At 62.2% G+C, this 10,411-nt stretch carries 13 protein-coding genes; 3 read left to right on the top strand and 10 right to left on the bottom strand.

The features are described 5' to 3' along the window. The 4 genes from DK261_RS15390 to DK261_RS33890 form a co-directional block, all read right to left on the bottom strand. Positions 1-276 (bottom strand): RES family NAD+ phosphorylase (locus tag DK261_RS15390; protein ID WP_158286941.1); only part of this gene is annotated, 276 nt, incomplete at its 3' end. Beyond that, on the bottom strand, positions 276-872 hold the full coding sequence (locus tag DK261_RS15385; protein ID WP_110175993.1) for an antitoxin Xre/MbcA/ParS toxin-binding domain-containing protein: 597 nt from the start codon (positions 870-872) through the stop codon (positions 276-278). The genes DK261_RS15385 and DK261_RS15390, both read right to left, overlap by 1 nt. Before the next feature lie 126 nt (positions 873-998). Continuing rightward, positions 999-1,313 carry a hypothetical protein gene (locus DK261_RS15380; RefSeq protein WP_110175928.1) on the bottom strand — a complete coding sequence of 105 codons (315 nt, stop codon included), beginning with the start codon at positions 1,311-1,313 and terminating at the stop codon, positions 999-1,001. Positions 1,314-1,368: 55 nt separating this feature from the next. Then, positions 1,369-1,578, bottom strand: coding sequence for a hypothetical protein (locus tag DK261_RS33890; RefSeq protein ID WP_371923073.1), 210 nt, complete (start codon positions 1,576-1,578; stop codon positions 1,369-1,371). A 601-nt stretch (positions 1,579-2,179) separates the two neighbouring features. Between DK261_RS33890 and DK261_RS32875 the strand changes: the two genes are divergently transcribed. From DK261_RS32875 to DK261_RS15370, 3 genes are all read left to right on the top strand, one after another. Next, entirely contained in the window at positions 2,180-2,752 is a 573-nt protein-coding gene (locus tag DK261_RS32875) for a hypothetical protein (protein WP_146218532.1), read from the top strand. Beyond that, positions 2,727-3,281 (top strand): hypothetical protein, encoded by a 555-nt coding sequence (locus tag DK261_RS32870; protein ID WP_146218531.1) that lies wholly within the window; start codon positions 2,727-2,729, stop codon positions 3,279-3,281. Before DK261_RS32875 ends, DK261_RS32870 begins: the two co-directional genes overlap by 26 nt. Positions 3,282-3,436: 155 nt before the next feature. Next, positions 3,437-4,270 carry a DeoR/GlpR family DNA-binding transcription regulator gene (locus DK261_RS15370; protein WP_023969102.1) on the top strand — a complete coding sequence of 278 codons (834 nt, stop codon included), beginning with the start codon at positions 3,437-3,439 and terminating at the stop codon, positions 4,268-4,270. Between the two features lie 18 nt (positions 4,271-4,288). Here the strand turns inward: DK261_RS15370 and DK261_RS15365 are convergent, their stop codons facing one another. The 6 genes from DK261_RS15365 to ltnD form a co-directional block, all read right to left on the bottom strand. Next, positions 4,289-4,702, bottom strand: a complete 414-nt coding sequence (locus DK261_RS15365) for a hypothetical protein (RefSeq protein WP_110175927.1) — start codon at positions 4,700-4,702, stop codon at positions 4,289-4,291. Between the two features lie 165 nt (positions 4,703-4,867). After that, on the bottom strand, positions 4,868-5,650 hold the full coding sequence (gene otnI, locus DK261_RS15360) for a 2-oxo-tetronate isomerase (protein ID WP_110175926.1): 783 nt from the start codon (positions 5,648-5,650) through the stop codon (positions 4,868-4,870). 19 nt (positions 5,651-5,669) lie between these two features. Next, positions 5,670-7,130: an SLC13 family permease gene (locus tag DK261_RS15355; protein WP_110175925.1), complete on the bottom strand. Its 1,461-nt coding sequence runs from the start codon at positions 7,128-7,130 to the stop codon at positions 5,670-5,672. Between the two features lie 192 nt (positions 7,131-7,322). Continuing rightward, a complete protein-coding gene (locus tag DK261_RS15350) occupies positions 7,323-7,973 on the bottom strand; it encodes an aldolase (RefSeq protein WP_009048632.1) in 651 nt (216 codons plus the stop codon). Next, the gene (gene otnK / locus DK261_RS15345; RefSeq protein ID WP_110175924.1) at positions 7,970-9,262 is read right to left on the bottom strand and encodes a 3-oxo-tetronate kinase; all 1,293 of its coding nucleotides are present in this window, start codon (positions 9,260-9,262) and stop codon (positions 7,970-7,972) included. The genes DK261_RS15350 and otnK overlap by 4 nt, the downstream gene beginning before the upstream one ends. A gap of 10 nt (positions 9,263-9,272) precedes the next feature. Beyond that, positions 9,273-10,178, bottom strand: coding sequence for an L-threonate dehydrogenase (gene ltnD / locus DK261_RS15340; protein WP_103330951.1), 906 nt, complete (start codon positions 10,176-10,178; stop codon positions 9,273-9,275). Between the last annotated feature and the right edge of the window lie 233 nt (positions 10,179-10,411).

The following is a 10,411-nucleotide window of genomic DNA, read 5'->3' as shown; positions in this document are numbered from 1 at the left end:
GTCTTCGGGGCGGACGGTGTGGACCTTTGAGGGGGCCAGCACCCGGGCGGCGGTCAGGGTATGGGGCAGGCAGTCGAGGGCCTTGAAGCCCTTGTGCACCGCCACTTCCAGGATGGCGGTCGAGGCGTCCAGGCTGGCGTACACCACTTGCAGCCCCTTGGGGTTCCAGCGGCCGCCGCTGCCTTCGGCGCCGATGCCGCTGTTCCAGGTCGAGGCATGCCGGGCCTGGTCGAGGCGCCAGAAATGCAGGGACGGGGCCAGGGGGTCGGTGAGCATCAGTAGACCCCGAACTCGAGCCGGTGCAGAAAGTCCGTCACCAGTTCATAGCCCACCGGGTTGGCCAGCAGGTCGATGGGGACTTCGCCATCCAGGCCCAGGGCCGGCTGGGTCATCCAGTCTTCGGCCAGCGCCCGCGAGCCCAGTACCGCCTCGGCCTTTTCCAGCACTTGCGCGTAGTGCAAGGCGCGGGCGCTCTGTTCGGGGGTCAGGGCCTGCTCCTGGTTCTTCAGCCGCCGCGCCAGGGTGCGCTCGGAAAAGCCGACGATCTTCGACAGCACGTTGTAGCGCTTGAAGGCCTCGACCGACTCCACCAGCTCGATCACCGCGCCGAGGGAGAACCCCAGCTGGGTGGCCCTGAAGACCGCCATGGGGTCATCGGCGTTGGTGCCCGGCAGCAGCCCCCGCACCATGGGCGAAGGCAGCGCATAGACAGCCGCCTCTTCGCGCAGCAGGTTGGCCTTGGCCTTGGGGCTGCGGCTTGCGGAGGGCTTGCGTGGTTCGACCTTGGCGATGGCCTTGGGCGCAACGCCCTTGACCTTCTCGGCCTTGGCTGAAGGTTTCACGGTAGCGGTATTCTTGGCGGCGGCGGTCATGCTCATCTCCCTGCCTGATGACAGATGGCATTAATACTAATGCCATTTGGCAAAAGAAAGAACCGCCAGCTTACCAACGGTCGCCAGGGCCCGGTGACGCTTCGCCGGCATGCGCCACGGCGCCGCTCAGCCCTGCGCCCGCTCCAGCGCCCGTTCGATATCCTCGGCGGCAACCGCAGTGCCCTCCAGCCATAGGCTGTTGTCGGCCAGGCGAATGCTCAGGCAGATCGCTTCACGATCTCCGGGGTATTTGCGCAACAGCAGTTCCACCGCCGCCGTCGATGGCGAGCTGGATACCAGGTCCCAGGGTCCGCCGCTCAGGTCCAGCAGCACCCGGCCATCGCGGCCATCCACCACCTTCGGTGCATACACCCAATGGCTCATGCGCATTTCATGGGGCTCGGCCCTGATTGTCATGTGTTCATAACGTTTGGGGTCCATGACTGCTCCTTGGTAACCGCTGGTACGCCCGTCGAGCGTGCGGGACGGTTACCGCTCAAGGGACTACTGGCTGCTGCAGGTAGTCGGTCAAGAAATACTGGGTGCCCTGGTCGGAGAGGTCCTGGTCATAGTCCAGGGGCATTTCCTGACCCTCACCCGGCAGGTACAGCTCGCCGCTGTTGCCACGCACGATCAGCGCGACGAAGGGCTTGCCATCCACTTCGGTGAAATAGCGCGTGCCCTTGCTGGTCTTCTCGACGTGCATTTTCTGGATGCGCTTCTGCCATCCATGGTCTATGCCATCGACCTACACCAGCGCCTGCTGCGCTCGCCATAACGCAGGGTCCAGACCTTCACTCCCTGCTCACCGCTGCAAGCCAGCACCCGATCACCCACCGGCGGGAGTTCGCCCTCCGTGGCCGCCAAGGACAAAGTCGTCAGGCAAACACCGAAAATTAGGGCCAACCAGCTCCTTGGTGCTGACATCATTTATTCTCCTGCATTTTGATAAAAAGACCGATGCACCGAGCAACCGCAACAGCCGTTCAGGGCTGTGAGAGCGAGGAGATTACAAGACTTAACATGGGATAAACTGTGCAATCACAAGATATCCAATCAAAACCCTAAGACTCACTACCACAGCGGATGTTGTTGCCTCCCCCCTAAAAGAGAAACTACAATCTTGCGCCACGGTCATTAAAATCACCACTAGCGCAAAGCATACCTTGTAAAAACACCTGCTTTCTTTAAAAACAACAATAGATAATCATCCATCCTTGTAGTAACTTAACAACAGTACACGGCTAGGCCATCAGATCATTTGCCACAGCAAAAAAAACCTCAGACAAAGTCAAAGAATTCAGAGCATGATTGAGACATACAACCAATTATCCAAGGACTCTATAATTTCGATAGTCTCTGCAGCGGCAGCCATACTTTCCCTACTAATTTCTTATTACAGCTCAAATATTGCAAGACGCGCATTAAAAATCGCAGAAGAAGACCACAAAGAGAAGCATTCTACACTATCCACATACTTAATTAATGGCACAATGTGGGATACCAATGATAAAATTAGATTTGTCGCCTTCTCTTTCTCCATCTCAAATTCAGCGAACGCACCAAAAACAATAACCCAAACCGACCTTCACTTACACGTTTACGACAGAGCAGGCCGCACCCACGAAATAACACTTAAGCCAACAAACAAACATCCTACACACATAGACAGCTCAAAAATAATAGAGCCCCCAATCAATCTTAACGCAAGGACAACTATATCCGGCTGGCTAATCTTTGAAATTCCACGCAGAATAACTGAAACTTTATCTATCGACAAATACGAGCTCGCCTTTACAACATCAAGTGGCGAAAGAAGTTCGTTAGAAAGTTTTTTACTGATGAGATTTACCAATGAACATAAGACAAGTCAAACCTAAAGACACCGTATTTGTTGTAGCTGATGGGGGAATCGCACACCCTGACATAGCAGAGGGCCGCATGATCCCTGCACTTATACTAAACTGCGAAAAACATCAAAACTTTTGCGACCTAGTATTAATTCACGAAACAACTCCTCCTGGGGATGTAATAGTGAAATGGGGGCGAAGCATTCTAGATAAAAAACACGCCTTTTTAACTCTCGAGTTTCAACAACCTGTAAAATGTACTCTATCAATTCGCTTCACACTAGAAAAGCAGGCAGGTCTAATTGATGGCATCATAAAATCTCGAGGAGCATATCTTATTCCTTTTCAGTTTTGCGAACGGGTAAGCGAAGCACTTGAAAAACCAAAAATTCTAATTGAGGTTCCTTCGTCCGCCACTTTCCCTGGATGGGAAAAGCTTCATCGAGAAGTCGTACTAAAACGATATAAGAAAAATGGGATTTCTGGCAAAAATGCAAAAGCCCTGGCCAATGAACATCTTTCTAGAGTTCATGAACTGTGGACTTTAAGACGCAGATAATAAAACAGGATATTAATATGCACTTCCTATAGGGATTGATCCGTCTATACTACCTTATCTTCCTAATCAGACGATCTATAGTCACTGACTCGTATTCCTTCGAATCTCTATCTAAAATCCTCTTTCAACTCGCCCCTATCTTACTTGGAGCCTCAATGCCCAACCCCAAGGACATCGCCAGCGATAGCGGCGCCCCGATGATTCCCGAGCAGCGTCGCGAGCTGATTTTGCGCCAGTTGCGCAAGCATCAGGTGTTGAGCGTGCATCAGTTGATGGAGATGTTCGACTGCTCGCACATGACCGTGCGCCGCGATATCGCGCTGCTGGAGCAGGAAGGCCGGGCCTATTCGGTGACCGGTGGGGTGCGTATCGCCAGCCAGTTGCACAGCGAGCCGAGCCACCAGAGCAAGGCGGTGGTCGAGCTGCCGCAGAAACAGGCCATGGCCCGGCTGGCGGCGCGCCTGCTGCACGCGGACATGACGGTGTACCTAGACGCCGGCACCAGCACCCTGGAGATCGTGCCGTACATCAAGGCGCTGTCGGGCATGACCGTGGTGACCAACGACTTCGGTATCGTCCAGGCGCTGATGGAGGCGCCGCAGGTGACGGTGATCCACACCGGCGGCCAGCTCGACCACGACAACCATTCCTGCGTCGGCGGGCTGGCGGTGGCGACCCTGCGTCAGGTGGTGACCGATATCGCCTTTATGTCCACCAGTTCCTGGGACCTGCGCCGCGGCATCACCACGCCGTCGGCGTTGAAGGTCGAGGTCAAGCAGGTGGCGATGCAGTCGGCGTCCCAGGTGGTGCTGGTGGCCAGCAGTTCGAAGTACGGCACCTTCAGCATGTACCGCATCGCCGGGCTGGAGCAGTTCGACGTGATCATCAGCGACGACGACCTGGCCCAGGCCGCGGCGGACGGGATTCGCAAGCAAGGGGTGGAATTGCTGCTGCCGTCCGACCCGGAAGTCAAGGCAGCCAAGGACTGACAGCTGGCCGAGCGCGTCTCAGCGGTGCTGTTTTCTGAACCACAGCACGCAGGCGATATCCCGCAGATCTTCGCTCAAGCCGTCGAGGGCGACCCGGGTGGTGCGGCGAATGCGCCGCAACCACTCCACCACCGCGCACAGGCTGGCGAAAAAGAACAGCAGCACGAACAGTTGCCGCAGGCCGAAGCCCTGGTCCAGCCCCTGGGCGCGGAAGTGGTTCCACAGCCAGAGGCCGCAGGCGGCGCTCAGCACCACCAGCAGCACGCTGGCGATATTGATCCACTGGCCAAGCATGGTGGTGCGCCGGGCGCGGCGGTATTCGCGCTCGATGCGCTCCAGGGTCACGGTGGGGATCTGTTCCCAATGCAGATCGCGCGGGCGGCAAGGCGTGTCGTCCAGGCCCGACTGATCGACGAATATCGACTTTTCCATGTTCCCCGCTCCCATTGATGGCACCAGTGATGGCCCTGGCGACAGGGAGCCAATGTACCCGCAGGTGGGAGGCGAAGGCCGACACCTTCAGAAATGTTCAGATTCGCGCAGAATCACGCTTCGCGGGCGGCACGCACTGACCAGTGCAGCCGCCCTGCCCGCCCCTCAGAAAGCTTTCCAGTCCCGCAGCCATTGCAGGCCGGCCGAGGTGTCGCCCCGCGGCCGGTACTCGCAACCGACCCAGCCGTCGTAGCCCAGCTGGTCCATAAGCCCGAACAGGTACGGGTAGTGCAGTTCGCCCAGGTCCGGCTCGTGGCGGTCCGGCACACCGGCGATCTGGATATGGCCGATGCCGGCGAAGTCGCGGCGCAGCTTGGTCGCCAGGTCGCCCTCGACGATCTGGCAGTGGTAGCAGTCGAACTGCACCTTGAGGTTGCTTGCGCCGACCTCCTTGCAGATCGCCTGGGCCTGGTCCTGGCGGTTGAGGAAGAAGCCCGGCATGTCGCGGGTGTTGATCGGCTCCAGCAGCACCGTGACGCCGACCTTGGCCGCCTGGGCGGTGGCGTAGGCCAGGTTCTCCAGGTACACCGCGTGATGGCGTTCGCGCAGGCTTTCCGAGGGCAGCAGGCCGGCCATCACATGGATCCGCGAGTTGCCCAGCACCGCGGCGTACTCCAGGGCGCGGTCGAAGCCGGTGCGGAATTCCGCCTCGCGCCCCGGCAGGGTCACGGTGCCCCGCTCGCCCGCCGCCCAGTCGCCGGGCGGCGCGTTGAACAGCGCCTGGACCAGGCCGTTGTCGCTCAGGCGCTGCTTGAGTTCCTCGGCGCTGTAGTCGTAGGGGAACAGGTATTCCACCGCTTCGAAACCGTCGGCCGCCGCAGCGGCGAAACGGTCGAGAAACCCGTGTTGCGGGTAGAGCATGCTTAGGTTGGCAGCAAAACGAGGCATGTTGGCTCCTAAAAACGGCTCAGACAAAAGGCCAGATCAGCAAGGTAATACAGAAACCCAGGGTACCGAGCAAGGTAGTGATGACGGTCCAGGTGCGCAGGCCGTCGGCCACGTTGAGCCCGGCGAGCTTGGTGAAGATCCAGTAGCCGGCGTCGTTGATATGCGACATCGCCAGCCCGCCACCGCCCATGGCCAGGCACAGCAGCGCCATGTGGTTGGGGGTCAGGGCGAGGGTGGCGATCAGCGGGCTGATGATCCCGGCAGTGGTCACCAGGGCCACGGTGGTCGAACCCTGCACCGCGCGCAGCAGCATGGTCAGCAAGAAACCCAGGGCCAGCACCGGCAGGCCGGTGGTGCGCAGCAGGTCGGAGACCACCGCGCCGATCCCGGTGTCCACCAGCACCTTGCCGAACACCCCGCCGGCCCCGGCGATCAGGATCACCATGGCCACGCCCGGCAAGGCCGAGCCGATCACGTCCGACACCTGGCTGCGGCTCCAGCCACGGCGCGAACCCAGCAGCCAGGCGCACAGCAAGGTATCGATCAGCAGCGCCACCAGCGGCGCGCCGAGTACGGTCATGACACCGCGCAAGGTCGATTCGGCCGGCAGCAGCGAAGTGGCCAGGGTGCCCAGCAGGATCAGCACGATCGGCAACAGGATCAGGCTGACGATCAGGGCGAAACCGGGCGCGGGCGCCGGTGGCAGCTTGGCGACTATGGCGCTGGTGGATTCTTCCAGGCCCATGTGGGACACCGCCACCGCGGCCTGTTGCGGGTCCTTGGCGTTGCCATTGGTCCAGGCCAGCAGGTCCTCGTTGGTCACGTGGGGGCCATAGACTTCGGCGCGGATGTCGTCGGTCATCGGGTAGAAGCGCCGGGTCATGCGCCCGGCCACGCGGTAGCCTACGTAACACAGGAAGGCGGTGATCGGCAGGCCGAACATCAGCACCCGGCCCAGGTCGGCGCCCAGCTGGCTGGCCGCGGCCACGGCGCCCGGATGGGGCGGCAGGAACGCATGCACAGTGAGCAGCGCCGCGCACATCGGCAACGCGAACACCAGCAGCGGCTTGTGCGCCCGCCGGGCCACGCCATAGGCCAGCGGCATGAGGATGATCACCCCCACCTCGAAGAACACCGGCACGCCGATGATGAACCCGGCGATGGTCAGCGCCAGCGGCGTGCGGCGGTTGCCGAAACGCTCGATCAGGGTCTTGGCCAGGGCCTCGGCGCCGCCGGACAGTTCGATGATCCGCCCGATCATCGCGCCCAAGGCAATGATGATCGCGATATGGCCGAGGGTCTTGCCCATGCCGCCTTCGATGGTCGCCACCAGGTCGGCCGGTTTCACCCCGGCCACCAGCGCCACCAGGATGCTCACCAGCATCAGCGCAACAAAGGGCTGGAACTTGTACTTGAGCACCAGGAACAGCAGCAGCGCGATGCCCGCACCGGCCGTCAACATCAGGATAAGCGGGCTCATTGCGCGGCACCTCCCTCATAAGAGAAAGAAGCGCTGGTGAAACCAAAACAGCTGCAGTCAGGGAACGTCATGCGGGGATGTCCTGTTGTTATTGTTTTTTCAGGCAAGCCGGGGCCCTCGAGAGCCTGACGACGACTCCCGGGCGGTGCTTGCAATGTCGGTTTACAGTTTCGAGTTGCAGCGGCGCGCTACCTACCAGTGCGCGCCGAAGGTCTCGCGCAGCTCATCCAGGGCTGCCTGATCCAGCGGCGCGGGCTTGGGGTTGCTCATCAGCCAGAGTCGCGCGGTTTCTTCCAGTTCTTCCAGGGCGTAGCTGGCCTTGGCCACCGAGCTTTCCCAGACCACCGGCCCCAGGCGTTCGAGCATCACCCCGCGCACGCTGTTGGCCAGTTGCGCCACCTGCTCGGCGACCTTGGGCGAACCCGGGCGCTGGTAGCCGATCAGCGGAATGTGCCCGACCTTCATCACCTGGTACGGCGTCAGCGGCGGCAGGATGTCGTCCGGCCGCCATACGCCGGCCAGGGTCAGCGCCACCAGGTGGGTGGAATGGGTGTGCACCACGCCACCGACGCTCGGGTTGCGGTCATAGACCTGGCGATGCAGGGCCAGGGTCTTGGATGGCTTGTTGCCGGACACCCACTCCCCCGCCAGGTTGACCTTGGCGATGGCCGCCGGATCGAGGCGGCCGAGACAGACATCGGTCGGGGTGATCAGCCAGCCATCGTCGAGGCGCGCGCTGATATTGCCGGCGCTGCCCACGGTGTAGCCGCGCTGGTAGAGGCTGCGACCGACGTCGCAGATCTCTTCGCGCAGGGCCTGTTCCTGGTTCGCCGCGGCGCTCATTGGCCACCTCCGGCCAGTTGCCTGAGGGCCTTGGCGAAGAAGTCGCGGCTGCCGAAGTTGCCGGACTTCAGGGCCAGCGCCAGGGGCTCGACGGCGTTGCTGAGGGTGGCCGGCACGCCCGGGTCGATCTGCGCGCCGATCTGCAACAGGTTGACCCCAAGCGCCTTGACCACCGCGCCGGAGGTTTCGCCACCGGCAATCACGAAGCGGCGCACACCGTTCTGGCGCAGGCCCGCGGCAATCTCGCCCAGGGCGTTCTCCACCAGCGTGCCGGCGCGTTCGACGCCGAGTTGCTGTTGCACCGCCTTGACCTCGGCCGGGGTGCTGGTGGCGTAGATCAGTACGGTTTCGTCACTGTCGCGAGCAAAGGCCAGGGCCTGCTCCACCACCGGTTCGCCGGCGGCCAGGGCCATGGGGTCGATGCGCAGGGCCGGACGGTCGGCCTCCAGCCAGGCCGCGACCTGGCCGATGGTGGCCACCGAGGCGCTGCCGGCCAGTACCACTTCGCCGCCTTCGACGGTCGGCAGCGACGCCGCATCGAAGTCGCGCAGTTTGCCGGCACGGCGAAAGTTGCCCGGCAGGCCCAGGGCCAGGCCCGAGCCGCCAGTCAGCAGCGGCAGGTCGGCGCAGGCGCTGCCGAGGGTGTAGAGGTCCTGGTCGGACAGCACATCGGCGATGGCCATGCCGATCCCCTGCTGGCGCAGTTCGGCGATCTTCGCCCGCACCGCCTCGACGCCCCCAGCGATGCTGTCGTAGCGCAGCAGGCCGACTTTCAGCTGGGTCTGGGCTTGCAGCACGCGCACCAGGTTGGCGTCGGTCATCGGCGTCAGCGGGTGATGCTGCATGCCCGACTCGCTGAGCAACTGGTCCTGGACGAACAGGTGGCCACGAAAGATGGTCCGGCCGTTTTCCGGGAACGCCGGGCAAGCCAGGGTGAAATCACTGTTCAGGGCCTTGAGCAGGGCCTCGCTGACCTGGCCGATATTGCCGGCAGCGGTGGAATCGAAGGTCGAGCAGTACTTGAAGAAGATCTGCTCGCAGCCCTGCTCGCGCAGCCAGTCCAGGGCCGCGAGGGACTCCTCGACTGCCTCGGCAGCCGGCGTGGTGCGCGACTTGAGGGCGATGACGATAGCGTCGGCATCCAGCCCGGCCGCCACTTCGCGGCTCGGGATGCCGATGCTTTGCACCGTGCGCATGCCGCCACGCACCAGCATGTTGGCGAGGTCGGTGGCGCCGGTGAAATCGTCGGCGATGCAGCCCAGCAGCGGGCGTGCGGTGGAATCGGTCATGAAAGCTTCCTCAGACAGGCTCGGGCTTGGCGGTCGGCAGGTCGATGCCCGGGAAAATCTTGATCACCGCCGAGTCGTCCTCGCGGCCGAAACCGGCGCTGGAGGCCTGCATGAACATCTGATGCGCGGTGGCCGACAGCGGCAGGGGGAATTTGCTGGCGCGGGCGGTATCCAGCACCAGGCCCAGGTCCTTGACGAAGATGTCCACCGCCGACAGCGGTGTGTAGTCGGCCTTGAGGATGTGCGGCACACGGTTCTCGAACATCCAGGAGTTGCCGGCGCTGTGGGTGATCACTTCGTACAGGGCGTCGGCGTCCACCCCTTCGCGCAGGCCCAGGGCCATGGCTTCGGCGGACGCGGCGATGTGCACCCCGGCCAGCAGCTGGTTGATGATCTTGACCTTGGAACCCAGGCCGTGGGCGTCGCCCAGGCGATAGACCTTACCCGCCATGCCGGCGAGGATCGCTTCGGCCTTGGTGTAGGCGGCCGCCGGGCCGGAGGTCATCATGGTCATCTCGCCGGCGGCGGCCTTGGCCGCGCCGCCGGAGATCGGCGCGTCGAGGTACAGCAGGCCCTGCTCGGCCAGGCGCTCGCCCAGCTCCACGGCGTAGGTCGGCGCCACGGTGGCGCAACCGATCACCAGGCTGCCGGCACCCAAGGCCGACACCGCGCCCTCTCCACCGAACAGCACGGTTTCGGTCTGCTCGGCGTTGACTACCACGGTGATGATCACATCGCAGGCTTCGGCCATTCGCGCCGGCGACGCACAGGCCACCCCGCCTTCGCTGGCGAACTGTTGGGTGACCGCTTCACGCACGTCACAGGCATGCACATTGAAACCCGCGCGCAGCAGCGAGCGGGCAATGCCCAGGCCCATCGCGCCCAGGCCGACAACACCGACATTCTTGTTATTCATGGGGTACTCCAGGGAAGGCAGCAGCCTGGTCCACGCCGGCAAGGCGCGAGCGGCGGGCCGCGGGATAAATGGGAGCACGGGCGGCGGGGGCGACAGGGTCGCTTGGCAGGTGAATCGAGACCTTGTCGGACATCGAAGGGCCGTCCTGTGATTTGTTGTTATCAGGTTGTGGCCGATCATCCACCAATGAACAGATTATGTGAAGTATTTTTTCAATCTAACATTTATTAACA

Origin of the sequence: Pseudomonas sp. RW409 (genome assembly GCF_003184125.1) — a bacterium.
GTDB classification, from domain to species: domain Bacteria; phylum Pseudomonadota; class Gammaproteobacteria; order Pseudomonadales; family Pseudomonadaceae; genus Aquipseudomonas; species Aquipseudomonas chlororaphis_I.
This window is presented reverse-complemented; position numbering and strand designations above follow the sequence as displayed.

Excerpts from the sequence above, each read along its gene's own strand:
- DK261_RS32870 (WP_146218531.1), top strand. The coding sequence starts at position 2,727 with ATGAACATAAGACAAGTCAAACCTAAAGACACCGTATTTGTTGTAGCT.
- otnK (WP_110175924.1), bottom strand. The coding sequence starts at position 9,262 with ATGACCGATTCCACCGCACGCCCGCTGCTGGGCTGCATCGCCGACGAT.
- DK261_RS15370 (WP_023969102.1), top strand. The coding sequence starts at position 3,437 with ATGCCCAACCCCAAGGACATCGCCAGCGATAGCGGCGCCCCGATGATT.
- DK261_RS15365 (WP_110175927.1), bottom strand. The coding sequence starts at position 4,702 with ATGGAAAAGTCGATATTCGTCGATCAGTCGGGCCTGGACGACACGCCT.
- DK261_RS15350 (WP_009048632.1), bottom strand. The coding sequence starts at position 7,973 with ATGAGCGCCGCGGCGAACCAGGAACAGGCCCTGCGCGAAGAGATCTGC.
- DK261_RS33890 (WP_371923073.1), bottom strand. The coding sequence starts at position 1,578 with ATGCACGTCGAGAAGACCAGCAAGGGCACGCGCTATTTCACCGAAGTG.
- otnI (WP_110175926.1), bottom strand. The coding sequence starts at position 5,650 with ATGCCTCGTTTTGCTGCCAACCTAAGCATGCTCTACCCGCAACACGGG.
- DK261_RS32875 (WP_146218532.1), top strand. The coding sequence starts at position 2,180 with ATGATTGAGACATACAACCAATTATCCAAGGACTCTATAATTTCGATA.
- DK261_RS15380 (WP_110175928.1), bottom strand. The coding sequence starts at position 1,313 with ATGGACCCCAAACGTTATGAACACATGACAATCAGGGCCGAGCCCCAT.
- DK261_RS15355 (WP_110175925.1), bottom strand. The coding sequence starts at position 7,130 with ATGAGCCCGCTTATCCTGATGTTGACGGCCGGTGCGGGCATCGCGCTG.
- DK261_RS15385 (WP_110175993.1), bottom strand. The coding sequence starts at position 872 with ATGACCGCCGCCGCCAAGAATACCGCTACCGTGAAACCTTCAGCCAAG.
- ltnD (WP_103330951.1), bottom strand. The coding sequence starts at position 10,178 with ATGAATAACAAGAATGTCGGTGTTGTCGGCCTGGGCGCGATGGGCCTG.